Here is a 24,112-nt window from a genome sequence, read left to right as displayed (position 1 = left end):
ATGCCCCGGACCAGGGGTCCCCGGCATCGGCCGGAGGTACGGTTCTCGCAGGTCACGGCTCGGCCCGTAGGAGGAGGCGGCCTCAGCCCCTCGGCACGTCCTCGGCGGCGGTAGACGTCGGGTCCCAGGAGTCGGCCCGGGTGCCCCAGCCGTTGCGCTTGAGCATCTTGCGCGCAGCCCGCTGGTTGCGGCCCATCAGCCGGTCCAGGTAGAGGCGGCCGTCGAGGTGGTCGGTCTCGTGCTGCAGGCAGCGGGCCAGGAAGCCGTGCCCCTCCACCACGACCGGGGCGCCGTCGAGGTCGGTGCCGGTCACCCTGGCCCACTCCGCGCGCCCGGTCGGGTAGCTCTCACCCGGCACCGAGAGGCAGCCCTCCTCGTCGTCGTCCGGGTCCGGCATCGACGCCGGGAGCTCGCCCGTCTCGAGGACGGGATCGAGCACGTGCCCGCGGACCATCGTCCGGGTGGTCTCGTCCGGGCAGTCGAACACGAACAGCCGCAGGTCGACCCCGACCTGGTTGGCGGCGAGGCCGACACCGTTCGCCGCGGCCATCGTCTCGAACATGTCCGCCACGAGCGTGCGGAGCTCGTCGTCCACCTCCCCCACCGGACGGGTGGGGTGGTGCAGCACCGGATCGCCGACCATGCGGATGCGCAGAACCGTCACCGGCGCAGGGTACGGTCACGGCCCGGCCCCGATCCCGGGTGGGCGGTTTCGCTCCCGCGTGGCGCGTCGTGGCCGATCGCCCCCATTGCCGTGTGGTTCAATCCGATCCGCGAACGACAGCCATGTCATTCGCACCGGCGGCGGCCTTCCCGCGAGGGTCCCGCCGACCGAGTTCGTCGGCCGCGCGAGGAGCGTGATGGAGTCCGCTGGGTCCCTGCCGGAGCGCCGCGGAGCACACCGCCGCTCCGCCCCGTCCCGTGATCTCGACCGCCGGGAGCGCGAGATCCTCGCGTTCGAGGGCCAGTGGTGGAAGTACGCGGGCGCCAAGGAACAGGCGATCCGCGAGCTGTTCGACATGTCCGCAACCCGCTACTACCAGGTGTTGAACGCACTCGTCGACAAGCCGGAGGCCCTGGCCGTCGACCCGCTGCTGGTGAAGCGCCTGCGCCGGCTGCGCTCCAGCCGCCAGCGCACCCGTGCCGCCCGGCGCCTCGGTCTCGAACCCTGAGCGACCCGTTGAACCCTCGGAGGTCACCATGACCGCACCCGCGTCCGGCGGACAGTCGCCGCTGAAGATCGCCGGCATCGCGCTGATCGGCGTCGGTGTGGTCGCCGGTGTGGTCGGCCTGTTCGGCCTCGGTGGCGGGGGCGAGCAGGACCCGCAGGCCGCGCCGCCGCCGGCGAGTGCGGAGCCCGTCCCCGGGTCCGAGGAGCCGGCTCCGGCGCCGCCCCCGTCGAGCGAGAGCCCCGCGCCGGACCCGGACTCGCCGCTGACCCCCGGCGCCCCCGGCACGCCCGGATCGCCCGGCTACGAGGGCCCCGGCCCGGCCGTCGCACCCCCGCCGCCGGCCCCGGTGCCCGGTGGTGGCGAGGCGTCCGCCGGCGGCAGCGCGGCCGGGGAGGGCTCGGCCACCGCCGCCCGGCCCGCCGTGCGGATCTACAACAACTCGACGATCCGCGGACTCGCCGAGAAGGCGGCCGGGCAGTTCCGCACCAACGGCTGGGACGTCGCCGAGGTGCAGAACTACTCCACCGGCGTCATCCCGACCTCGACGGTCTACTACCGCGAGGGCAGCGGCGAGCGGGCCGCCGCGGACGAGATCGCGAAGAAGTTCGGGATGCGGGTCGAGCCGCGTTTCGACGGCATCCAGGACGCCACCCCCGGCGTGATCGTCATCGTCACCCGGGACTTCTCGGCGGCCTGACGCCGGACCCGCCGGTTCAGTCGGACCGGCGGGCCGCGTACGCCTCCAGCTCGGCGACCTGCGCCGGGTCGAGTGACGGCCGCACCGCCCGGCGGGCCGTCGCGACGTGCGCGGCGGTCACCTCGCCGGCCTCCAGCGACTCGCGCATCGCGGTGAGCGCCGCCTCGCGCAGCAGGGCGGCACAGTCGGCGGCCGAGTAGCCGTCGAGATCGGCGGCGATCTCGTCCAGGTCGACGTCGTCGGCCAGCGGCACGTCCCGGCCGGACGCGCGCAGGATGTCGGCCCGGGCCGCGGCGTCCGGCGGCGGGACGAACACCAGGCGTTCCAGACGACCGGGCCGCAGCAGCGCCGGGTCGATCAGCTCCGGCCGGTTCGTCGCCCCCACGACGACGACCTCCCGCAGCGGCGTCGCCCCGTCCAGCTCGGTCAGCAGGGCGGCGACGACCCGGTCGGCCACCCCGGCGTCGGTGGAGCCGCCGCGGCGCGGGGCCAGCGCGTCCACCTCGTCCAGGAAGATCAGCGCCGGTGCGGCCTCCGCGGCCCTGCGGAACAGCTCCCGGACCGCGCGCTCGGACTCGCCGACGTACTTGTCGAGCAGCTCGGCGCCCTTCACCGCGAACACGTTGAGATCACCGGATCCGGCCAGTGCGCGCAGCAGGAACGTCTTGCCACCGCCGGGCGGGCCGTAGAGCAGCACCCCGCGCGGGGCGTCGACGCCGAGCCGGGCGAACGAGTCCGGGTGCCGCAGCGGCCACAGCACCGCCTCGGTGAGGGACTGCTTGACCTCGGTCATGTCGCCGACGTCGTCGAGGGTGAGACCACCGGCGCTCAGGGTGCCGCCGTCGGAGAGCGAGATCGGCCGGACCGCACCGACCGCGTCGAGCAGGTCCTGCTGGCGGACCTCCTCGGTCGTGTCGCCGGGGCGCAGGGCCGCGGAGACCGCGGCCTCCCGGCGCACCGCGGCGAGATCGGCGACGACGAAGCCCGGCGTCCGGGCCGCGACCACTCCCAGGTCGACGTCCCCGGCCCGGGGGACGCCGGACAGCAGCCGTTCCAGCAACGCCCGCCGGGTCGCGGTGTCCGGCAGCCCCACGGCGAGCTCGCGGTCCACGAGATCGGGCGCGCGCAGCCGCGGATCGAGACCCTCCGGCTCCGCGCTGGTGACGACGAGCGCGGGCCCGCCGGCGCGGGTGGCGGCCCGCAGCTCGTCGAGCACCAGGGTGGCCAGCGGGGGCGGGTCCGACGCCGGGAGCAGCGCCTCGGCGTCGTGTACGAGCAGCACGGCGGGCGCCCCCGGGACGGACCGGGCGTCGGCGATCGCGGCCCGCACCCGCTCGGCCGCCGTCGCGGGCTCCACCGCCGCGACGGCGGGACCGACGAGCTCCACGCACCGCGCCCCGGCCGCCGCGGCCGCGCTGCGCACCAGGGTCGCCTTCCCCGCGCCCTCCGGCCCGGTGACGAGCACGCCGAGCCGGGCGTCCCCGCCCAGCCGGGTGAGCAGCTCGGGGCGCCGGATCATCAGCTCCAGCCAGTCGAGCAGCCGCCGGGCGACCGTCTCGTTCGCCGCGAGATCGTCGATCGCCGGCGGCGGTTCGGCCCCGCTCGCGGCCTCGACCGGAGCCGGAGCCGGCGCGGCGCCGGCCGGAACCGGTCGCGCACCGTGGCCGGTCGGGCCCACCACGACTCCGGTGTCCGCGCCCCCCTGCCAGCCGACGACCGTCGACGGCGCCACCACGACCGGGCGCCCGTCCGGGTCCGCGACGGCGACGGTCAGCAGCTCCGAGGTCCACGCGCCACCGACCGCGGCGGCCAGCGCCCGGCGCACCGTCCCGACGTCGGAGCCGGGCGGCGGGTCGATGTCCTGGGGCAGCAGGGACACCGCGTCCCCGCGGACGATGACCTTCCCCATCAGGGCGAGGCGCAGCGTGGCCGGGCCGACCGTCGAGGTGGCGAGCCGGGAGCCGAGCAGCCGGACCTCGCGGGCGGCGGTCACCGCCGCCGGTGCGACGACGACCTGCGCGCCGTCGGTCAGCCCGGCGTTGGACAGCGTGACGTCATCCAGCCGGACCTGGCCGTGCGGCGTCCCGGCGTCCCCGGCGACCGCCAGCGCGGACGTCACCCGGGACCCGGTGAGCGTCACGGCGTCCCAGGACCGGAGACCGAGCCCGGCCAGCACCTCGGGGTGCAGCCGGATCACCCCGCGCCGGGCGTCGGTGGCCACCGGGGCCAGGCGGACGAGGAGGGTCAGCGAGGGTTCTCCCACGGCGGCCACGCTATCCGCCCGCGGTGCCGTCAGCGGCGGCGGAGCCCCAGCCGGCGCCCGGAGCCCCGGGGGGCCGGGGCCACCCCGGGCCCGCGGGCGGCGCGGCGGTTCGCGTCGTCCTCCCGGCGCGCGGCGCCCTCCGGGTCGAGCCGCCGGCGCACGCCGCGGGCCACGGCACCGGCCCGGCCGGCGACGCGGCGGCGCAGCGGCGCGCGCAGGCCGAGCCGCCGGGCCGAACGGGCGGCGCGGGCCACGGCCCGGCGCTGGCGCACCGGGACGTCCCACGCCTCCGGGTGCCGGGCCAGCCAGCGGTGCCGGTAGGCCGTGTACGGCAGCAGCAGCAGGTAGCCGACGCTCGCGATGGTGATCCCGAGGAACGGCACGGTCAGCAGCACCGCGACGATCACCGCCACCCCGACGAGCAGCGGCGCGATCGCGCGCTGCGGGACCCGGACCGTCTTCAGCGACACCGTCGGGACCCGGCTCACCATCAGGCCCGCGGTCACCAGCGCCCAGACCGCCACCAGCGGCGCGGCCGACCACCAGCCGTCGCCGAAGTGCAGCCACAGGTAGAGCGGGATGCCCGCGGTCATCGCCGCGGCGGGGGCCGGGACGCCCACGAAGAACTCGCGGGCGAACGGGGGCTCGCTGTCGTCGTCGATCAGGGTGTTGAAGCGGGCCAGCCGCAGCGCCATGCAGACGGCGAAGACCAGGGCGACGATCCACCCGGCCCGGGTGTCCTCGAACGCCCACAGGTAGATGACCAGGGCCGGGGCCACGCCGAAGGAGACCAGGTCGGCCAGCGAGTCGAGCTCGGCGCCGATCCGGCTGGAGGCGTCGAGCAGCCGGGCGAGACCGCCGTCCAGCGCGTCGCACAGCGCGGCGGCGACCACCGCACCGATCGCGAGGTCGAAGCGCTCGTGCAGGGCGAAGTAGACGGCCGAGAGGCCGGCACAGAGGTTGAGGACGGTGACCGCGTTGGGCAGCAGCCGGACGCCGGCCGGATATCCGTTCGGCGGGCGCGGGATCCCCATCCCCCTCAGCCCTCCACCGGCACGTACCCCAGCACCGTCTCGGCCCCCACGGTGCGCTGGCCCGGCCGGACCAGCGGCTCCGTCCCGGCCGGCAGGTAGGTGTCGACCCGCGAGCCGAACCGGATCAGGCCGAACCGCTCGCCGGCCGCGACCTCGTCGCCGTCGGTCAGCTGGCAGACGATCCGGCGGGCCAGCAGCCCGGCGATCTGCACGACGCCGATCCGCGCGCCGTCGGCCCGGGCGAAGGTGATCGCGTTGCGCTCGTTGTCCTCGCTGGCCTTGTCGAGGTCGGCGGAGAGGAACGTGCCCGGGGTGTAGCGCACGGTCGCGGCCCGGCCGTGGCACGGGGCCCACTGCACGTGGACGTCCAGCACGGTCAGGAAGATCGAGACCCGCAGGTGCGGCTCGCGCGGCAGGTCGAGCTCCGCCGGCGGCACGGCCTCGGTCACGGTCGCGACGGTGCCGTCGGCCGGGGCGAGCACCGCGTCGGTGCGCAGCGGCGGGGTGCGCGCGGGCTCCCGGAAGAAGAGCGCGGTCGCCCCGGTGGCGAGCAGGCCGACGAGCGCTCCGCGCCCGGTGACGGCCCGGACCCCGGCGGCGGCGAGGCCGACCGCGGCGACGATCGGCCTGCCCCCCGGGTGCATCGGCGGGATCGCGTCCCGGACCAGACGGGCGATGTGGGTCGGCGAGGTGCCGGTTCCTTCGGCCATGGCGGGTCGTCGGCTCCTGATGCTCCGGTTGGGGGGATCGTCACGCTACGCGGGCGGCCCGGACGCACGACCGGCGGGACGGCGCGGACACGCAGGGGCACCGTGCGGACACGTGCGGACACGCCGGGAGGGGCCGGTTCCCGCGATCCGCTGGGTACCGGTGGCACCATCTGACGGTTCGCGATGCACGGCGCGGTGCGCTCCCGGGCACGACGACCGGACCCCGGGAACGCAAAGGGCCGGGGCCGTCATCCCCCGAGACGACGACCCCGGCCGTGGAACCGCTCGTCCGCTCCCCAGCGACGGGCGGTGGGTCCTGTGCTGCGAAGGGTTTACCCCCTCGCGGAGAAAAGTATTCCTCCCCGGCGACCGGCAGTCCAGATCACGAACGATGTCGACCCTGATCTACCTCGTTCGGCGGAACGCACATCAGTATCGACGTCGCGCGCGGTGAGATCGTTGCCCGAGCTACCTATGAAGCGGGTCACACTATCGGCCCAGTGCAGACTCCGAGCGGGTGATCGCCCTGCCGCACAGTGCTTCCCCGTTTCCCCTCGGAACGGACCGCTCGGCGCGACCGGACCTCCCCTAACCGCCCAGAAGGACGATCGACACGCGCTCGCCGTCGGCCACCGCGGTCGTCTCCGCCGGGATGTCGATCAGGCAGTCGGCCCGGGCCAGCGCCGCGATCAGATGCGATCCGGTGGAGCCGACCTCGGCCACCGTGCCGGCGACCGCGTCGAGGATCCCGCGCCGGAACTGCCGCCGGCCGGGGACCGACGTGAGCGCCCCGTCCAGCCGGGCCGTCACCACCGGCCGTCCCGGGTCCGGACGGCCCATCGCGGCCCGCAGCGCCGGGCGGACGAACACCTCGAACGACACCAGCGAGCTCACCGGGTTCCCCGGCAGCGTCACCACCGCGACCGAGGTCCCGCCCAGCTCCAGGCGGCCGCAACCCTGCGGGCCACCGGGCTGCATGGCGACCTTCCCGAACGCGACGCCGTGCCCGAGCATCGCGTCCTTGACGACCTCGTAGGCGCCCGCGCTGACCCCGCCGGAGGTGAGGACGAGGTCGACGCCGTCCCCGGCCCGCTCGGCGAGGACGGCCCGGAACCGGTCGACGTCGTCCGGGACGAACGACAGCTGCTCGGCCGTCGCACCCGCCTCCCGGACCGCGACGGCGAGCATCGTGCCGTTCGACTCGTAGATCTGCCCCGGCGCGAGCTCCTCGCCCGGCGCCACCAGCTCCGAGCCGGTGGAGAGCACGAGCACGTGCGGGCGGCGGTGCACGGTGAGCCCGGGACGGCCCACCGCTGCGGCGAGACCGATCTGCGGCGCGCCGAGGACGGTGCCCGCGGTGAGCACGACGGCGCCGGCCGCGGCGTCCTCACCGGCCCGGCGGACGAAGGCGCCGGGCTGCGGCTGCGCGGAGATCCGGACCCGCCCGGTGCCGCCGTCGGTCCGCTCGACCGGCACCACCGCGTCCGCCCCGGCCGGGACCGGTGCCCCGGTCATGATCCGGGCGACCGTGCCGGGCGCCAGCGGGGGCACGTCGGTGCGCCCGGCCGGGATGTCCGCGGCCACCGGCAGCTCGACCGGGTGTGTGTCGGACGCGCCGGCGAGCTCGGCGGCCCGGACCGCGTAGCCGTCCATGGCGGAGTTGTCGAAGGGCGGCAGCGCGAGCCCGGCGGTCAGGTCCCCGGCCAGCACCCGGTCGCTCGCCCCCGCCAGCGGGACCGTCTCCGTGCCGGTCGGCCGCACCAGTTCCGCCACCGCCGCGGCGTGCTGCTCGACGCTGCGGGTACCACCCTCCGGCCAGCTGCTCATGCCGTCATCCTGCCCGGCTGCGGACCGGCCCCGCACACCGCGGCGATCAGCTTGCACTCGATACCTGCGAGTGCTAGAAACGGGACAGCATCCACTGGCACTCGTGTCTGTGGAGTGCCAGGTCGGAACGGTGAGTCCGGCGCAGGGTAGCCGGGCGTCCGTCGCGGGCACCGCATCCGATCACTCGACTCTGTCTACGGAGGGCAACACCCCCATGGCGAAGCAGATCGCGTTCGACGAGGAGGCCCGCCGGGGCCTCGAGCGGGGTATGAACACCCTCGCCGACGCCGTCAAGGTGACGCTGGGCCCGAAGGGCCGCAACGTCGTGCTCGAGAAGAAGTGGGGCGCGCCGACCATCACCAACGACGGTGTGTCGATCGCCAAGGAGATCGAGCTCGAGGACTCCTGGGAGAAGATCGGCGCCGAGCTGGTGAAGGAGGTCGCCAAGAAGACCGACGACATCGCGGGTGACGGCACCACCACCGCCACCGTGCTCGCCCAGGCGCTGGTCCGCGAGGGGCTGCGCAACGTGGCCGCCGGCGCGAACCCGATGGGTCTCAAGCGGGGCATCGAGAAGGCCGTCGAGGCCGTCTCCCAGGCGCTGCTGAAGAGCGCCAAGGAGGTCGAGACCAAGGAGCAGATCGCGGCCACCGCGTCGATCTCCGCCGCCGACAAGCAGATCGGCGAGCTCATCGCCGAGGCGATGGACAAGGTCGGCAAGGAAGGCGTCATCACGGTCGAGGAGTCGCAGACCTTCGGGCTCGAGCTCGAGCTCACCGAGGGCATGCGCTTCGACAAGGGCTACATCTCGCCCTACTTCGTGACCGACGCCGAGCGCATGGAGGTCGAGCTGGAGGACCCCTACGTCCTGCTGGTCTCCTCCAAGATCTCCACGGTCAAGGACCTTCTCCCGCTGCTGGAGAAGATCATGCAGTCCGGCAAGCCGCTGGCCATCATCTCCGAGGACGTCGAGGGCGAGGCCCTGGCGACCCTGGTGGTCAACAAGATCCGCGGGACGTTCAAGTCCGTCGCGATCAAGGCCCCCGGGTTCGGTGACCGCCGCGAGGCGATGCTGGCCGACATGGCCATCCTCACCGGTGGCGAGGTCATCTCGGAGAAGGTCGGGCTCAAGCTCGACACCGCGGACCTGTCGCTGCTGGGCACCGCCCGCAAGGTCGTCGTCACCAAGGACGAGACGACCATCGTCGACGGTGCCGGTGACGCCGACCAGATCGCGGGCCGGGTCAACCAGATCCGTGCCGAGATCGAGCGCACCGACTCCGACTACGACCGCGAGAAGCTCCAGGAGCGCCTGGCCAAGCTCGCCGGTGGTGTCGCGGTCATCAAGGCCGGTGCGGCGACCGAGGTCGAGCTCAAGGAGCGCAAGCACCGCATCGAGGACGCCGTGCGCAACGCGAAGGCGGCCGTCGAGGAGGGCATCGTCGCCGGCGGCGGCGTCGCCCTGCTGCAGGCCGGTGCCGGCCTGTTCGAGGGTCTCGGCCTGGACGGCGACGAGGCCACCGGCGCGAACATCGTCAAGGTCGCGCTGGAGGCCCCGCTCAAGCAGATCGCGGTCAACGCCGGTCTCGAGGGTGGCGTCGTCGCGGAGAAGGTCCGCAACCTGCCCACCGGTGAGGGCCTCGACGCCTCCAACGGTGAGTACAAGGACCTGGTCAAGGCCGGCATCATCGACCCGGCCAAGGTGACCCGCTCGGCGCTGCAGAACGCGGCCTCGATCGCGGCCCTGTTCCTCACCACCGAGGCGGTCATCGCCGACAAGCCGGAGAAGGGCGGCGGCGCCCCCGCCGACCCGACCGGCGGCATGGGCGGCATGGACTTCTGATCCAGGCTCCCAGCCACCAGCACCATCCGCGGGGGCGGTACCGGTTCGCCGGTGCCGCCCCCGCGGCGTGTCCGGGGTTCACCCCAGCGCGACGACGGCCGCCCTGGCCCGGCCGAGCAGCGTGGCGCGCAGCTCGCCCGGTGCGACGATCTCGACCTCGGGCAGCAGTGGCCAGAGCATCGTGGCGGCGTGCCGCAGGTCCCCGAACGCGGCCGTGACCTCGACGGTCCCGCCGTCGGACCGCTCGTCGCCGACGGTGAGCCCGGCCAGCAGGTGCCGGGCGGCGGCCGCGACCCGCACCCGGACCGCGACCCCGGGGTGCCGGTCCCGGAAGTCCGCGCGCCGGCGCAGCCACAGCTGCTCCAGGTCCACCCCGTCGGGACGGCGTGCGGGCTCGTCGAGCACCTCCGCGGACCCGATCCGCGAGACCCGGTAGGTCCGGTCCTCCCCGTCCCGGATCGCGAGCAGGTACCAGCGTCCGGACGCCTGGACCAGCCCGACCGGGTCGACCACCCGCTGCACCGGCGCGGGTACCGGCCCCTCCCGGCGGGGCCCGCCACCGGCCCGGTACCGGATCCGGAGCCGGGTGCCGCCGAACACCGCCCGCTGCACGGCGTCCAGCGCCGGGGTCCCGTCGTCGGCCGGGTCGGCGAGCAGCCCGCCGCTGCGGACCAGCACCCGTCCGGCGGCCCCGGCGGCCCGGGTCCTCGCCGTCTCCGGCATCGCCGCCACGATCTTGCGCATCGCCGACGAGAACTCCGGCCCCAGCCCGAGCGCGCCCGACGTGGCGACGGACCCGGAGGTCAGCAGCGCGACGGCCTCGCCGGGCGTCAGGCCGGTCAGGTCGGTGGTGAAGCCGGGCAGCAGCGCGAACCCGCCGTGCCGGCCGCGCTCGGCGTAGACCGGGATCCCGGCCGCGGAGAGCGCCTCGACGTCGCGGAGCACGGTCCGCTGGGAGACCTCCAGCTCGGCGGCGAGCGCGGCGGCCGTCATCCGGCCGCGGTGGCGTAGCAGCAGCGTCAGTGAGAGCAACCGGTCGGCGCGCACCGGGAAAGCATGACAGGAGATGTCGTGATTCGGGACCAGGCTGGTGCCATGACGACGACGGACGACCTCCCGACCGATCCCCGCCCCACCTGGTTCGCCGCCCTGGACCGGGTCGCCGCGCTCGCGGCGGCCGTGCCGGCGGACCGCATGGCCGACCCGACCCCGTGCGACGGGTTCGACGTCCGCACCCTGCTCGCCCACCTGGTGACGACGGTGCGCCGCCCGGCGGCCCTCGCCGCCGGTACCGATCCCGCGGCGCCACCGCTCGTCAGCGCGGACGTGCTCGACGCACCGGCCGCGGCCTACGTCGCTGAGGCCGCCGCCGTGCAGGTGGCGTGGTCGCGCCCGGATACCGGGGCGCTGCTCGACCGGACCGTCCGGCTGCCGTTCGGCGAGGTCCCCGGCCGGACCGCGGTGTGGGCGTTCGTCAACGAGACGCTGGTGCACGGCTGGGACCTCGCCGTCGCGACCGGGCAGGACCCGGAGGGCGATCCGGAGCTCGCGACGACGGCGCTGGTGGCGGCCCGGCAGCTGATCCCGGCCGAACCGCGCGGCGGCCCGGTCCCGTTCGCGCCGGTCGTGCCCCCCGCACCCGGCGCCGGACCGGCCGAGCGGCTGGCGAACTGGTCCGGCCGGTCCCGGCCCTGACCCTGCGGTGCCCGGCGCCGGCCGGCGCGGGTGCGGCGCTCCCCTCGTGCGCCGCACCCCGGCCGGCCCGGCCCCGCGTCCACCGCCGCCCTGACCCGCCGGCCCGTCAGCCGACCGGGGCGATGATCCAGGCGGCGAGGTAGACCAGCGCGGCCGCGCCACCGGTGACCAGGGTGAGCACCAGCACGAGGATCCGCAGCAGCGCCGCGTCGGCGCCGAGGTCCGCGGCCAGTGCGCCGCACACCCCGCCGAGCATCTTGTCGGTGGCGCTGCGCCGCAGGCGGAAGGAGCCGAGCCGGGACGCCAGGCTCGGGCCCGCGGTGGTGTTCTGCGGCGCGCCGGTGCCGGGCGGCAGTCCCGGCCCCGCGGTCCCGGCCGGGCCGTCCGCGGCCGGAGCCGCGGTGGCGGTCGTGGCCTGCGCCGCCGTGGTGTCGTGGACCGCCGTGGTGTCGTGGACCGCGGTGTCCTGCGCCGCGGCGGTGCCGGCCGCGGCCGGGTCGGTCGCGGTGGTCTGGGTCGCGGAGGTGGTGGCTGCTGTGGTGTCCATGGCTCCACCCTGTCCGGCCGGGCCGGGCCGGAACTCGGGATCGCCCCGGAGAACGACCCGGAACCGGCCCGGTCCCGGGTCGGGGGGCGGGCTCAGTCGGTCTCGGGGAGGGCGGGGCCGAGCAGGTCGTCGGCGTCGACGATCCGGTAGGCGTAGCCCTGCTCGGCGAGGAACCGCTGCCGGTGCGCCGCGTAGTCGGTGTCCACGGTGTCCCGGGAGACGACCGAGTAGAAGTGCGCCTGCCGGCCGTCGGCCTTCGGGCGCAGCAGCCGCCCGAGCCGCTGGGCCTCCTCCTGGCGCGACCCGAACGTGCCGCTGACCTGCACCGCGATCGTCGCCTCCGGCAGGTCGATGGAGAAGTTCGCGACCTTCGAGACGACCAGGGTGTCGATCTCGCCGTTGCGGAACGCGTCGAAGAGCTTCTCCCGCTCCCGGTTGCGGGTCGAGCCCTGCACGATCGGCGCGTCCAGCTTCTCGCCGAGCGCCTCCAGCTGCTCCAGGTAGGCCCCGATCACCAGCGTCTGCTCCCCCTTGTGCCGGTCCAGGATCGCCTGCACGACGTTGAGCTTCGTGTGCGCGGTGGACGCGGCCCGGTAGCGCTCCTCGGAGTCCGCCGTGGCGTAGGACATCCGCTCGGCCTCGGTCAGGGTCACCCGCACCTCCACGCACTCGGCGGGGGCGATCCAGCCCTGGGCCTCGATGTCGCGCCACGGGGCGTCGTAGCGCTTCGGCCCGATCAGCGAGAACACGTCGCCCTCGCGGCCGTCCTCCCGGACCAGGGTCGCGGTGAGGCCGAGCCGGCGGCGGGACTGCAGGTCGGCCGTCATCCGGAAGACCGGCGCGGGCAGCAGGTGCACCTCGTCGTACACGACCAGGCCCCAGTCCCGGGAGTCGAACAGCTCCAGGTGCCGGTACTCGCCCTTGGTCTTGCGTGTCACCACCTGGTAGGTCGCGATGGTGACCGGGCGGATCTCCTTGCGCTCACCGGAGTACTCGCCGATCTCCTCCTCGGTCAGCGACGTCCGCGCGATCAGCTCGCGCTTCCACTGCCGGCCGGAGACGGTGTTCGTGACCAGGATCAGCGTGGTGGCCCCGGCCCGGGCCATCGCCGCGGCGCCGACCAGCGTCTTGCCCGCGCCGCAGGGCAGCACGACGACCCCCGAGCCGCCGTCCCAGAACCCGTCGACCGCCTGCTGCTGGTAGTCCCGCAGCGTCCAGTCGTCCTGCCGCAGCTCGATCGCGTGCGCCTCGCCGTCGACGTAGCCGGCGAGGTCCTCGGCCGGCCAGCCGACCTTGAGCAGCGACTGCTTCAGGCGGCCGCGTTCCGAGGGATGGACGACGACCGTGTCGTCGTCGATCCGCTTCCCGAGCATCGGTGTGATCTTCTTCTGCCGGAGGATCTCCTCCAGCACCGCGCGGTCCAGCGCGGTCAGCACCAGGCCGTGCGCGGGGTGGTTGGACAGCTGCAACCGCCCGTACCGCCCCATCGTGTCGACGACGGCGACCAGCAGCGGCTGCGGCACCGGATAGCGCGACCACCGGACCAGCGCGTCCACGACCTGCTCCGCGTCGTGCCCCGCCGCGCGGGCGTTCCACAGCGCCAGCGGGGTGACCCGGTAGGTGTGGACGTGCTCCGGGGCGCGCTCCAGCTCGGCGAACGGGGCGATCGCGGCGCGTGCGGCGGCCGCGTCGGCGTGGTCGACCTCGAGCAGCAGTGTCTTGTCGGATTGCACGATGAGAGGACCGTCGGTCACGGAGTGAATCCTTTCGACGCCTGTTTGCCGGAGTTCCGGGCCCGCCGGGCATCGAGCCGAGACGAACGGTCGACGTGTGTCACGTCACGTGGCCGGAGAGCAACCGTCGCTACGCCACTCGGGACAGCGGCACTTTGGGGGCTAGACTCCGGAGCCGTTCGTCACGCACAGACGAGACCCAGCCCGATCCTATCGGCCGGACTCCCCCGGGACGCGGCACCCGCCGCCCCGTGTCGGCACGAGATGGTCGAGCGGGTCCCGTCGTGACCCGAAAGGCGCCCCGGAACAGCTGATGCTCCCCCTCCTCGACGACGCCCCCCGGCGGACCCACCGGCCCGCCGCTCGCCGGGATCACCCGGGAGTCACCGCTGCCCCGATCGCGCCCGGACCGGAGACCGACAGGGAGACCTCGCCGTGAGCACCGCGACCAGCACGGAAGCCCCGAGAACCCTCTCCGAGCGGCTCGACCCGCGGAACTGGAGCCTGGTCGCCAAGCTGGCGGTCGTCGGCCTGGTCCCGACGGTGCTCGCGCTGACGATCGGCGCGATCCGCGTCATCGACCAGGCGAACGTGGCCGAGGAACTCGGCCGCGGCAGCGCCCTGGTCGACGTCCACCAGCAGATCGATGCACTGTCCGGAGCCCTGCAGGCCGAGCGGGACGCCGCCGTCGTCTTCGTCTCGGCCAACCGGCCGGGTGATCGCCTGGCCGTCGACAACGCCCAGACCGCGACCGACGAGGCCCTGCGCGACACCACCGAGCTGCTCGGTGCCGCCGTGGAGCAGGCGCCGCAGCTCGCGACCGCCCGCCGCCAGGCGGAGACGACGCTCAGCCAGCTCCCGGTCATCCGCTTCCAGGTCGCCGAGGGCCCGTCGCCGGTGGCCGACGTCAGCAGCCGCTACACCTCGGTCGTCCAGCGGGTCCTCGGTCTCGACCGGGCACTCGTCGGGCAGCTGCAGACCACCGAGACGTCCGGTCTGACCAGCGCGCTCGGCTCCGGCGCGAACGCCGCCGAGGCGATCGAGCTGGAGCGCTCGGTGGTCAACGGGGCGCTCGCGGCCGGCCGGCTGGACGAGGCGCAGCGGGCGCTGCTCACCGGCGCCGACGCCACCTTCCAGACCGCGGCGGGCGACTTCCAGGCGTCGCTCTCCCCGGAGCAGGCGGACGCGTTCGGCAACTTCGCCGCCGCACCGCCGAACTTCGAGCGCGACACGCTGCGCGACCGCGCACTCGCCGCGCCCCCCGACGCGCCGCTCGACATCGACCCGCTCGCGTGGAAGGCCGCCGTCGACCGCTCCGCCGAGGCCATCGACCAGTCCACCGGCGCCGCCGAGCAGGCCTTCGTCGACGGCCGGAACGCGGCCGCCGAGGAGGCGGGCAACACCGCGGGCCTGAACTCGGTGCTGCTGATGCTGACCCTGCTGCTGACCGGTGGCATCGTGCTGCTGCTCGGCCGGCAGATGGTCCGCTCGCTGCGGCTGCTGCGCAGCTCCGCACTGGAGGTCGCGGAGCGCAAGCTGCCCGCGGCGGTGCAGTCGGTCCGTTCCGGGCAGGCGCCGAACGCCGTCGTCGAGCCGGTGCCGGTGGACAGCCGGGACGAGATCGGTGAGGTGGCCCGCGCGTTCGACGCGGTGCACGGCCAGGCGATCCGGCTGGCCGCCGACCAGGCGGCGCTGCAGCAGAACGTCAACAGCATGTTCGTCAACCTGTCGCGCCGCTCCCAGGCGCTGGTCGAACGGCAGCTGCAGCTGATCGAGCAGCTGGAGAGCAACGAGCAGGACGCGGACCAGCTGTCCAACCTGTTCCAGCTGGACCACCTCGCGACCCGTATGCGCCGCAACAGCGAGAACCTGCTGGTCCTCGCGGGCACCGACCTCGCGAAGCGGAACGTGGCACCGGTCCAGGTCGTGGACGTGCTCCGGGCCGCCGTGTCCGAGGTCGAGCAGTACCAGCGGGTCATCGTCCAGACGCCGCCGAACGCGACCATCGCCGGGCGGGCCGCGAACGACCTCGTCCACCTGCTGGCCGAGCTGCTGGACAACGCCACCAACTTCTCCCCGCCGGACTCGCAGGTCGTCATGTCGACCACGCGCACGGCCGACGAGTCGCTGCTGGTCGAGATCTCCGACCGCGGTGTCGGCATGACCGGCCCCGAGCTGAACGACGCCAACCAGCGGCTGTCCGGCCCGTCCGAGGTGGACGTCTCGGCGTCGCGCCGGATGGGGCTGTTCGTGGTCGGCCGGCTCGCCTCGCGGCACCGGATCGGCGTCCGGCTGTCCGGCACCGCCGGTGGCGGTGCGGGCGGGCTCAACGCCTCGGTGATCGTCCCGCCGCTGCTGGTCCCCTCCGCCGCGCTGCCCGAGCAGCGCCGCGACGGCGGCCAGCAGCCGTGGGGCCAGGACGCCCCGGCTCTGCCGCCCGGACCGCCCGCACCGGGCAACCGGGCACCCGAGGCGCCGGTCGCGCCCGTCGGCGGGGCCCCGGCCCCGGTCTCGGCGGTCAACGGCTCCGGGCGCGGCGGATCGCTGCCCTCGCTGGTCGCGGGCTCGGACGGGCCGCTGACGCCGACGTTCGAGGCCGGTCACGCCACCACCGGTGGCGCCCGGAACGGATCGCTCTCGGCCCTGCCGACCCGCACGCCGGGCTCGTCGCTGCGCCGCAACGCCCAGCCCGGCGACGCGGCGGGCGAGGAGAAGACCTCGACCAACGGGGTCGCCCCCGGCGGCGGTGCGCAGGCGTTCCTGCCGTCGCGCGACGGCGGCACGGCGGAACCGACCTCCTCGGACTTCTTCACCCCCGCCGACCAGAAGCCCCGGTCGTCCGGCCGGGGCGGCACCGAGCCCGGCGGCACCGGGCCGAAGGGCCTGGACGCGCTGCGCGGACGGCCCGGCACCCCGGACCGCCCGACCGGCACCGGGGCGGGCGACGCCGCCGGGACCGGCGAGCAGCCGGCCGTCGACGGGCAGTCCCCGCGTCCCGCGGCCGGTACCGCCGCCGCCCTGGGCCTGGGTCTCGCCGGTGCGGCCGGCCGCTCCGGCACCGACGGCCGTCGCGAGATGGACGACACCGTCGTGATCGGCGCCGCGGTCGACGACGACGAGCCGGCCGGCACCCCCGCGCCGGACACCGACGGCCCGGCCACCGCCAGCACCGACACCGCCAGCACCGACACCGACGGCTCCGACGCCCCCGTCGCCGGGGACCGTCCGGCGACGGCGGACCGTACGTCGGCCGACGACCCCGGTACGACCGCCGACGCCGAGCAGCTGCCCGCGGAACCGCCCGCCCGGGAGACCGACGCCGACGCCGGGCGCACCACGGCCGACGCCGGGCCCGGTGACGCCGAGGACGACGAAACCTCCGCCGACGGGCCGGCCGGCACGGCCGACGTCCGGGCCGCCGGCGGCGTGACCGACACGCAGGACGCCGGGACCGACGCCACGGACGACCCGGCGGACGACGCCGCGAGCACCGGCACGGGTTCGCCCGAGTCCGGTACGACCGGGTCCGGTGCGGCTACGGCCGGTGCGGTCGCCGCCGGTGCGGCCGGTGCCGCGCTCACCGGTGCGGCGATCTCCGGGGCGGGTTCCCGCCCCGGCCCGGACACCGACGACGAGACCGACGACGGGGCGGGCCCCGACACTGCCGACGCCGGTCGTACCGCGGCCGGTAGGACCGACCCGTCCGGGACGACCAACCGGCCCGCCGCCCCCGCCGCCCCCGTCGCCCCCGTCGCCCCCGTCGCCCCCGCGGCCTCCGCGCCGGCCGACGAGGACACCTCCGGCCCGGCGGAGCCGCGGAACACCCCCGGCACCCCGCCCGGGGCACCGACCGAGGAGACGTCGACCGCGTCGTTCCCCGCGGTGCGGCCCAGCGGGCGCGAGCCGATGGGCGGACCGCTGCCGGACGGGCACCCCGGCCCCAGCCGGCGCCCGGTGATGCCCGGTGGCCGCGCACCGTCCCGCGGCCCGGTCCCGCTGCCGCAGCGGGCACCCGGCCGGGGCGGTCCGGGCACGAACGGCAGCCCGGCGCCCGCTCCCGGGCCGAACGGGGTCCCGGCCCCGACGGCCAACGGCTCCGCGGCACCCAACGGGTCCGCGCCCAACGGGTCCGCGCCCAACGGAGCAGGTCCGAACGGGACGGGACCGAACGGCGGGCCGGGCGTACTGCCCAAGCGCCCCGTGCGCGGCCCGGCCGGGCCCGCACCGGCCGCCCCTCCCGGCGAGGAGGAGCTGTTCGCACCGAAGGTGCCCGTCGAGGGCGACCGCGGCCAGCTCCGCAAGCCCGGTGCGATGGACCAGGTCCGCGCGCACAACGGCAGCGCCGCCGAGGGCGGACCGACCACACCGATCTTCGACGACATCGCGTCCGCCTGGTTCCGCTCCAACCGCTCGGTGCCGGTCCGCTGGCAGGACGGCTCGCCCGCCCAGACCGGTGGGCCCGCCACGGCCGAACGGACCGCCACCGCGGCGCCCGCGACGCGGACCAGGACCGCCGAGGAGAACGGCGCACCGGACTTCGCCTCACCCGCCGACGAGGTCTGGCGGCAGGCGCAGGAGGCCGGCGACGCCCCCGCCGCCGAGGTCCCGGACGAGCAGCTGACCCAGGCCGGGCTGCCGAAACGGCGCCCGCGGGCGCGGTTGCTCCCGGGCAGTGCGGCAGGATCCACCGTGCTCAGTCCCGCACCGGCCGCCGAGCCGCGCGACGCCGAGAGCGTCCGTGGCCGGTTGGCCAGCTACCAGCAGGGCGTGCGTCAGGGGCGCGAGAGTGCCTCGAGCACGCGGCGCACCACCAGTGCGGCCGGGTCCCCCGAGCCGTCCGCCGAACGACAGAACTCGTCCGACCCCGAGGAGACCCCGTGAGGCCACAGCAGGCACAGCCGAGCCAGAGCCGATTCGGCTGGCTGGTCACGAACTTCGCCGAGCGCGTACCGGGTGTCGCGCACGCGATCGTCGTCTCGACCGACGGGCTGCTGCTGACCGCGTCGGACCGGCTCCCCCGCGACCGCGCCGACCAGCTCGCCGCGGTGGCGTCCGGTCTGGTCAGCCTGACCCAGGGTGCCGCCCGCTGCTTCGACGCCGGCGGCGTGGTGCAGACGGTCGTGGAGATGGACCGCGGCATCGTGCTGCTCATGTCCATCAGCGACGGGTCGTGCCTCGCGGTGCTCGCGTCGCCGAGCTGCGACATCGGTCTGGTCGGCTACGAGATGACGCTGCTGGTCGACCGGGTCGGCCAGCTGCTCACCCCGGAGCTCCGCGCCGAGCTGCAGGGCTCGTTCGGGCCCTGAGCCCGGACCGAAGCGACGACCGAGGCGATACCGTCATGCGCCGCAGCCGACGATCGACCAGAGCGGGTGAGATCCGATGACCCAGGACCCGGGGGGGTCTGGGCCCGAGCCCACGTTCGCCGACGTCATGAACGGGTTCAGCCTGGACTCGAAGCGCAAGCCGAAGAAGCGCCGCTGGGGACGCGACCGGCAGGAGGACGAGCAGCCGGAGGCCCCGGTGGACCGTCCGCCCGCCGCGCCCGCACCCGCACCTCCGCCCGCGCCGGTCGAGATGACCGGTCCGTACGGCCGCGGTACCAACCCGCAGGGCTACCGGCCGGTCCCGGCCGAGCCCGAGATCGTTCCACCCCCGCCGCCACCGCCACCGCCGGGCGCTCCGGCTCCGGCGCCACCGGCGGAGGGCGGTGCGTCCTTCGTCCGGCCCTATGCCTGGACGCGCGGGCGGACCAAGTCGGGCTACGAGCTTGCGATCGAGACCCTGGTCTCGGTCAGCAACCGTGCCCTCAGCCAGCTGGAACAGCTGCCGATGGAGCACCGTTCCGTCGCCGATCTCCTGGTCGAGCAGACCCGCTCGGTGGCGGAGGTCGCGGCGCTGCTGTCGCTTCCCCTGGGCGTGGCCCGGGTGTTGCTCGGGGACATGGCCTCGAGCGGCACGGTGACCGTTCACCAGACCGCGAGCACCCCCGGCAACGTGCCGGACCTCGCGCTGATGGAAAGGGTGTTGAGTGGACTCCGTCGGCTCTAGGCCTCAGCCGCATCAAGCAGCTGCCGGCCCGGCCCGCGCGGCGACGATGTCGGCCAAGATCGTTGTGGCCGGCGGGTTCGGCGTCGGGAAGACCACGTTCGTCGGGTCGGTCTCGGAGATCATGCCGCTGACCACCGAAGCCGTGATGACCGAGGCGAGCTCGTCGCACGACGACCTCTCGGCCACCCCCAACAAGCGTTCGACGACGGTCGCGATGGACTTCGGCCGGGTCTCGCTGGACTCCGACCTCGTCCTGTACCTGTTCGGGACGCCGGGGCAGCAGCGCTTCTGGTTCATGTGGGACGACCTGGTCCGCGGCGCGATCGGCGCCGTCGTCCTGGTCGACACCCGCAGGCTGGCCGACTCGTTCGCGGCGATCGACTTCTTCGAGGACCGCAGTCTCCCCTACGTGGTGGGGGTGAACGCGTTCGACGGCCGCCTGCAGCACGGGCTGGAGGACATCCGGGAGGCGATGTCGATCGACCCGGCGGTGCCGATGGTCGTCTGCGACGCCCGGCAGCGGCAGTCGACCAAGGAGACGCTGATCGCCCTGGTCCAGCACGCGATGCACCAGCGGATGGCCGCCGGCGCCCGCTGAGGCCGCTGTACCGCGACCGCGACCGTACGGGCGGGCCGCGTGACACCCGCCGGGTCGGGTGTCACGCGGCCCGCTCGGTGTTGTCCGGGGGTCCCGTCAGGCGGCCCCGGGCGCGGCCAGGTGGGTCGCGAAGAACGGCGCCAGTTCGGCGACGGCGGCGGTGACGTGCTCGTCGACGTCGTAGAGCGACACGTGGGTGGCGCCGTCGACCACGACCAGCCGTTTCGGCTCGGCCGCTCGTTCGACGGCCGCCCGGCTGATGTAGGCCGTGTCCGCCGCCGACCCGACGATCATCAGCAGCGGGCGCGGCGCGATGAGCCGGACCAGGGCGTAGGAGTCGTACTGGATGATCTGGTCGAGGTTGCGCACCGGCCAGGGCTGCACCGCCCGCGGATGGTGTCCGCGCGGGGTGCGGTAGTACTCGTAGGTCTCCGCGTCCACGGCGTCGGTGATCCACTCCTGCCGGTGGATCCCCTCCCCCCGCGCCTCGGCGGTGCGCGCGGCACCGGCCCGTTCGAGCAGCGCCCGCGTCGTCTCCGGGCTCTGGCCGCCGCCCAGCCCGTCGCGCATGACGGTGCCCAGGTCACCCGCGCTCACCGTGGCCACCGCCCGGATCCGCAGGTCGGTCTGGGCGGCGTAGGGCACGTACCCGCCGGAGGCGCAGATCCCCAGCGCGCCGATCCGGCCCGGATCGACGTCGTCGCGCGCGCTCAGGTAACCGACCGCGGCCTTCACGTCCTCGGCCCGCTGGAACGGGTCCTCCAGGCCACGGGGTTCGCCCTCGCTCTCGCCCTGGTACGCGGCGTCGAACACCAGCGTGGCGAACCCCGCGCGGACCAGGCGTCCGGCGTAGATGCTCGCCGTCTGCTCCTTGACCCCGCCGCTCGGATGGCCGACGACGACGGCCGGGAACGGTCGCCCGGCGGGCGCGTCGGGCAGGAGGAGGGTCCCGGCCAGCGCGAGGCCGTTGCTCGGGAAGGTCACGTCGATCCGCATGCCGTCCAGTCTCGGCCGGTGCACCCGGCCCGGCGTGGGCCAGAGCTGTCCTCCCCCGGCCGGGCGGGGTGCTGCGAGACTCGGCCGGATGGGCAGCGAACTCGGTGACTTCCTCAGGGCGCGACGCCGCAGGGTGGACCCGGCCGCGGCCGGGATCGTCGACGACGGACGGCGGCGCGTCCCCGGCCTGCGCCGGGAGGAGGTCGCGCTGCTGGCCTCGATCAGCCCCGACTACTACACCCGTCTGGAGCAGGGCAGGCGCCGGGCGGCCGAGCCGGTGCTGGACGCACTGGCCCGGGTCCTGCGACTGACCGGTGACGAGCGGGCCCATCTCTTCGAGCTCTCCGGCAGGGACGGCGCATCGCCGCGCCGCCGTCCGGCCGGGCGGGTCCGGCCGCCGTTGCAGCACCTGCTCGACGACCTCACCGACACCCCCGCGCTCGTGCTGGGCAGGCGCACCCAGGTCCTGGCCTGGAACCCGCTGGCCGCGGCGTTGTTCACCGACTTCGCCGCGCTGCCTGCGGACCGGCGCACCTTCGTCCGGCTGGTCTTCCTCGATCCCGTCGTGCGCGCTGTACGTCGACTGGGAGCACGTCGCGCGGTCCTGCGTCGCGCAACTGCGGAAGGAGGCCGCCGCGGACCCGGGGGATCCGGCGCTGACCGCGCTGGTCGGCGAGCTGTCCGTGCAGGACCCGGACTTCCGGCGGTGGTGGGCCGAGCACCGGGTCCTCCGGCGCACGGCGGGGACGAAGACCCTCCGCCATCCGGTGGCCGGCGAGCTGGACCTCGACTGGTCGACGCTGAGCGACGCCGCCGACCCGGACCAGCACCTCATCGCGCTGACCGCCGCCCCGGGTACCCCGGCCCGCGACGGCCTGCGCCTGCTCGCCTCGTGGGCCGCCGCCGGCCCGGCCCGCCCGCGACCGCGCTGATCAGTCGCGCCCGATCCGGGTCTGCAGCCCGGTGAGGAGCCACTCCAGCACCTCGGCGAAGCCCTGCGGCGCGGCCCGGAGCCGGTCCGGGTCGGCGGCCCAGGCGCTGAAGTGCGGATGGGCGCCGGCGGCGGCGATCCGTTCCAGGTACGGCGCGCAGCCCGGTGCGCGAGTCGCTCGGCATCACCCGCTCCGGTCCCGGGCCGGTCGGCGAGCCCGGCGTCTCGGTCTGCTTCCGGGCCGATCTCGGCGACGTCCTCGGCGGGCGCGCGTTCAACCTCTGCCGGATCGACCATCCGGCGGCCACCGGCGCGCTGGCCTCGGTCGACGGGCGGTACCGGTGGGTGTTCATGACCGGTGCCCCGCCGGGGGCGGATCCGGCCACCCGGGACTGGCCGGCCGTTCTGCGGAACGCGATCGGCGCACCCGTGCCGGACCTGGAGGTGGTCGACGTGCTCGCCTGGCGGCCCGAGTCGCTGGTCGCGGACCGGTTCGGCGTGGGCCGGGTGTTCCTGGTCGGGGACGCCGCACACGTCATGCCGCCCTGGGCCGCGATGGGTGCCAACACCGGCATCGCGGACGCGCACGGTCTCGGCTGGATGCTCGCCACCGTCCTGCACGGGGAGGCCGGTCCCGCGCTGCTCGACGCCCACGACGCCGAACGCCGTCCGGCCGCGGTCTTCGTCGCCGACCAGTCGACCCGGCGGGCCGGGCGCGTGCACGGGCCGGACGCGGCGCCCGATCCGGCGCTCGCCGACCCGTTCGTGCTCGCCGCGGGCGGCACCCAGTACCTGGCGGGCGCGGTCCGGCACGGCGGGCGTCCCGATCCCGAACCGGTCACCACGTTCGCCCCCGCCGGGCGGGTCGGCACCCGGGTACCGCACCGCAGGCTCCCCGGCGGCCGGTCCACCCTGGACCTCGCCGGCCCCGGCTGGGCGGTGCTCACCGGCGACGACGGCGGCGCCGACTTCCTCGGCCCGCGGGAGTGCGTGCTGCTGCGCCCCGACGGCGTCGTCGCCTGGCGCGGCGACGATCCGGCCGCGGCGTGGCGGGTGCGGGCCGAACTGCTCGCCGCCGGGGCCGGCGACTAGGGTGTGTCTCCCAATGCGCGGAGCCAGGTGACGATCGCCTTCAGGACGGCGCCGCCGCGGAAGGTCAGGGCGAGCTTGTCGTAACGGGTGGCCAGCCCGCGCCACTGCTTGACGTGGCAGAACCCGCACTCGACGACGTTGCGGTTTCGGTAGTCGACCGGATCGAATGCGGGCGGTCGGCCACCGCGTGAGCCCCGTCGTTTGCGGTGTCCCTGCTGGTCAGAGGGCTCCGGAATGACAGCGATGATCCGGCGCTCGCGCAGGTGCCGGCGGATCGCGCGTGAGGAGTAGGCCTTGTCCGCGCGCACGCGTTCGGGCCGGGTCCGGGGTCGTCCCGGGCCCGGTCGGGCGATGCTCAGGCGCGCCATCAGGTGCGGAAACATTGGCGAGTCGCCGCCCTGGCCGGGGCCGAGGAGGACCACCAGCGGGCGGCCGTGCCCGTCAACGAGCTGGTGGATCTTCGTCGACAGCCCTCCGCGGGACCGTCCCAGCGCGTGATCTGCTGGTTCGGCGAGCAGATTCGTGTAGTTCGATCCGGCCCCCTGTGTCGCGCTTGAGGGTCGCGGCGTGCTGGTGGGCACGGATGATCGTGGAGTCCACGCTGACCGCCCACCCGAGCACCTCGGCGGCGTCGGCCTCGATCAGAAGAGCAGCCAGGATGTGGTCCCAGGTGCCGTCGCCGCTGTAGCGGCGGTGCCGCTTCCACAACGTCTGCCACGGCCCGAACTCGGCTGGGACGTCGCGCCAGGGAAGCCCGCACCGATACCGGTAGATGATCCCCTCGAGCACCCGGCGGTCATCGCGGAACGGGCGCCCGCGACGACCCTCGGAGGAGGGCAACAGCGGCGCCAGACGGGCCCACTGGGCATCAGTCAGGACAGCGGTACGCGGCACCGATCAAGCATCGCGCACCCCGGTCCGCC

Annotated in this window: 18 protein-coding genes and 2 pseudogenes; 10 read left to right on the top strand and 10 right to left on the bottom strand. The window is 75.2% G+C overall.

Annotated elements, in window-relative coordinates; all coding sequences use genetic code 11:
- Positions 1–82: 82 nt before the first annotated feature.
- Positions 83–664, bottom strand: a complete 582-nt coding sequence (locus tag AFB00_RS13600) for a peptide deformylase (RefSeq protein ID WP_068797534.1) — start codon at positions 662–664, stop codon at positions 83–85.
- A gap of 196 nt (positions 665–860) precedes the next feature.
- Here AFB00_RS13600 and AFB00_RS13595 point away from each other — a divergent pair, with 196 nt between their 5' ends.
- Positions 861–1,172 carry a DUF3263 domain-containing protein gene (locus AFB00_RS13595; protein ID WP_068797533.1) on the top strand — a complete coding sequence of 104 codons (312 nt, stop codon included), beginning with the start codon at positions 861–863 and terminating at the stop codon, positions 1,170–1,172.
- A 28-nt stretch (positions 1,173–1,200) separates the two neighbouring features.
- Positions 1,201–1,869: a LytR C-terminal domain-containing protein gene (locus AFB00_RS13590; protein WP_068797532.1), complete on the top strand. Its 669-nt coding sequence runs from the start codon at positions 1,201–1,203 to the stop codon at positions 1,867–1,869.
- Positions 1,870–1,885: 16 nt separating this feature from the next.
- On the opposite strand, the gene AFB00_RS13585 is transcribed toward AFB00_RS13590, so the two are convergent.
- The 4 genes from AFB00_RS13585 to moeA form a co-directional block, all read right to left on the bottom strand.
- On the bottom strand, positions 1,886–4,132 hold the full coding sequence (locus tag AFB00_RS13585) for an AAA family ATPase (RefSeq protein WP_068800289.1): 2,247 nt from the start codon (positions 4,130–4,132) through the stop codon (positions 1,886–1,888).
- Positions 4,133–4,161: 29 nt separating this feature from the next.
- Entirely contained in the window at positions 4,162–5,166 is a 1,005-nt protein-coding gene (pssA, locus tag AFB00_RS13580; RefSeq protein WP_068797531.1) for a CDP-diacylglycerol--serine O-phosphatidyltransferase, read from the bottom strand.
- 5 nt (positions 5,167–5,171) lie between these two features.
- The gene (locus tag AFB00_RS13575; RefSeq protein WP_068797530.1) at positions 5,172–5,876 is read right to left on the bottom strand and encodes a phosphatidylserine decarboxylase; all 705 of its coding nucleotides are present in this window, start codon (positions 5,874–5,876) and stop codon (positions 5,172–5,174) included.
- Between the two features lie 588 nt (positions 5,877–6,464).
- Positions 6,465–7,703 carry a molybdopterin molybdotransferase MoeA gene (gene moeA / locus AFB00_RS13570; RefSeq protein ID WP_068797529.1) on the bottom strand — a complete coding sequence of 413 codons (1,239 nt, stop codon included), beginning with the start codon at positions 7,701–7,703 and terminating at the stop codon, positions 6,465–6,467.
- A gap of 214 nt (positions 7,704–7,917) precedes the next feature.
- Here moeA and groL point away from each other — a divergent pair, with 214 nt between their 5' ends.
- Positions 7,918–9,546 (top strand): chaperonin GroEL, encoded by a 1,629-nt coding sequence (gene groL / locus AFB00_RS13565; protein ID WP_068797528.1) that lies wholly within the window; start codon positions 7,918–7,920, stop codon positions 9,544–9,546.
- A gap of 78 nt (positions 9,547–9,624) precedes the next feature.
- On the opposite strand, the gene AFB00_RS13560 is transcribed toward groL, so the two are convergent.
- A complete protein-coding gene (locus AFB00_RS13560; RefSeq protein WP_068797527.1) occupies positions 9,625–10,593 on the bottom strand; it encodes a helix-turn-helix transcriptional regulator in 969 nt (322 codons plus the stop codon).
- Between the two features lie 48 nt (positions 10,594–10,641).
- On the opposite strand from AFB00_RS13560, the gene AFB00_RS13555 reads away from it, so the two are divergent.
- Positions 10,642–11,241 (top strand): TIGR03086 family metal-binding protein, encoded by a 600-nt coding sequence (locus AFB00_RS13555; RefSeq protein WP_068797526.1) that lies wholly within the window; start codon positions 10,642–10,644, stop codon positions 11,239–11,241.
- 106 nt (positions 11,242–11,347) lie between these two features.
- Here the strand turns inward: AFB00_RS13555 and AFB00_RS34005 are convergent, their stop codons facing one another.
- Positions 11,348–11,788 carry a PspC domain-containing protein gene (locus AFB00_RS34005; protein ID WP_068797525.1) on the bottom strand — a complete coding sequence of 147 codons (441 nt, stop codon included), beginning with the start codon at positions 11,786–11,788 and terminating at the stop codon, positions 11,348–11,350.
- A 92-nt stretch (positions 11,789–11,880) separates the two neighbouring features.
- Positions 11,881–13,542, bottom strand: coding sequence for a DNA repair helicase XPB (locus AFB00_RS13545; RefSeq protein WP_068797524.1), 1,662 nt, complete (start codon positions 13,540–13,542; stop codon positions 11,881–11,883).
- Between the two features lie 414 nt (positions 13,543–13,956).
- Between AFB00_RS13545 and AFB00_RS13540 the strand changes: the two genes are divergently transcribed.
- From AFB00_RS13540 to AFB00_RS13525, 4 genes are all read left to right on the top strand, one after another.
- Entirely contained in the window at positions 13,957–18,402 is a 4,446-nt protein-coding gene (locus AFB00_RS13540) for a nitrate- and nitrite sensing domain-containing protein (RefSeq protein ID WP_068797523.1), read from the top strand.
- Positions 18,399–18,827, top strand: a complete 429-nt coding sequence (locus AFB00_RS13535) for a roadblock/LC7 domain-containing protein (RefSeq protein ID WP_068797522.1) — start codon at positions 18,399–18,401, stop codon at positions 18,825–18,827. The genes AFB00_RS13540 and AFB00_RS13535 overlap by 4 nt, the downstream gene beginning before the upstream one ends.
- A gap of 76 nt (positions 18,828–18,903) precedes the next feature.
- Positions 18,904–19,572: a DUF742 domain-containing protein gene (locus tag AFB00_RS13530; RefSeq protein WP_068797521.1), complete on the top strand. Its 669-nt coding sequence runs from the start codon at positions 18,904–18,906 to the stop codon at positions 19,570–19,572.
- Positions 19,553–20,170, top strand: coding sequence for a GTP-binding protein (locus AFB00_RS13525; RefSeq protein ID WP_083275507.1), 618 nt, complete (start codon positions 19,553–19,555; stop codon positions 20,168–20,170). Before AFB00_RS13530 ends, AFB00_RS13525 begins: the two co-directional genes overlap by 20 nt.
- Before the next feature lie 96 nt (positions 20,171–20,266).
- On the opposite strand, the gene AFB00_RS13520 is transcribed toward AFB00_RS13525, so the two are convergent.
- Positions 20,267–21,166 (bottom strand): alpha/beta hydrolase, encoded by a 900-nt coding sequence (locus tag AFB00_RS13520; protein WP_068800288.1) that lies wholly within the window; start codon positions 21,164–21,166, stop codon positions 20,267–20,269.
- Here AFB00_RS13520 and AFB00_RS13515 point away from each other — a divergent pair.
- Both AFB00_RS13515 and AFB00_RS13510 read left to right on the top strand, forming a co-directional pair.
- Positions 21,165–22,098, top strand: a pseudogene (locus tag AFB00_RS13515) (helix-turn-helix domain-containing protein). The gene AFB00_RS13520 and the pseudogene AFB00_RS13515 sit on opposite strands and share 2 nt — an antisense overlap.
- Positions 22,099–22,262: 164 nt before the next feature.
- Positions 22,263–23,189 (top strand): FAD-dependent monooxygenase, encoded by a 927-nt coding sequence (locus tag AFB00_RS13510; RefSeq protein WP_068797519.1) that lies wholly within the window; start codon positions 22,263–22,265, stop codon positions 23,187–23,189.
- Here AFB00_RS13510 and AFB00_RS31845 read toward each other — a convergent pair.
- Positions 23,186–24,083: pseudogene (locus AFB00_RS31845) on the bottom strand (IS5 family transposase). The gene AFB00_RS13510 and the pseudogene AFB00_RS31845 sit on opposite strands and share 4 nt — an antisense overlap.
- Positions 24,084–24,112: the final 29 nt, after the last annotated feature.

Source organism: Pseudonocardia sp. HH130630-07 (assembly GCF_001698125.1).
Taxonomy (GTDB): domain Bacteria; phylum Actinomycetota; class Actinomycetes; order Mycobacteriales; family Pseudonocardiaceae; genus Pseudonocardia.
The sequence above is the reverse complement of the archived record's forward strand: the minus strand, read 5'-3'. Positions and strand labels throughout refer to the sequence as shown.

Excerpts from the sequence above, each read along its gene's own strand:
- AFB00_RS13595 (WP_068797533.1), top strand. The coding sequence starts at position 861 with ATGGAGTCCGCTGGGTCCCTGCCGGAGCGCCGCGGAGCACACCGCCGC.
- AFB00_RS13590 (WP_068797532.1), top strand. The coding sequence starts at position 1,201 with ATGACCGCACCCGCGTCCGGCGGACAGTCGCCGCTGAAGATCGCCGGC.
- pssA (WP_068797531.1), bottom strand. The coding sequence starts at position 5,166 with ATGGGGATCCCGCGCCCGCCGAACGGATATCCGGCCGGCGTCCGGCTG.
- AFB00_RS13575 (WP_068797530.1), bottom strand. The coding sequence starts at position 5,876 with ATGGCCGAAGGAACCGGCACCTCGCCGACCCACATCGCCCGTCTGGTC.
- moeA (WP_068797529.1), bottom strand. The coding sequence starts at position 7,703 with ATGAGCAGCTGGCCGGAGGGTGGTACCCGCAGCGTCGAGCAGCACGCC.
- groL (WP_068797528.1), top strand. The coding sequence starts at position 7,918 with ATGGCGAAGCAGATCGCGTTCGACGAGGAGGCCCGCCGGGGCCTCGAG.
- AFB00_RS13555 (WP_068797526.1), top strand. The coding sequence starts at position 10,642 with ATGACGACGACGGACGACCTCCCGACCGATCCCCGCCCCACCTGGTTC.
- AFB00_RS34005 (WP_068797525.1), bottom strand. The coding sequence starts at position 11,788 with ATGGACACCACAGCAGCCACCACCTCCGCGACCCAGACCACCGCGACC.
- AFB00_RS13530 (WP_068797521.1), top strand. The coding sequence starts at position 18,904 with ATGACCCAGGACCCGGGGGGGTCTGGGCCCGAGCCCACGTTCGCCGAC.
- AFB00_RS13520 (WP_068800288.1), bottom strand. The coding sequence starts at position 21,166 with ATGCGGATCGACGTGACCTTCCCGAGCAACGGCCTCGCGCTGGCCGGG.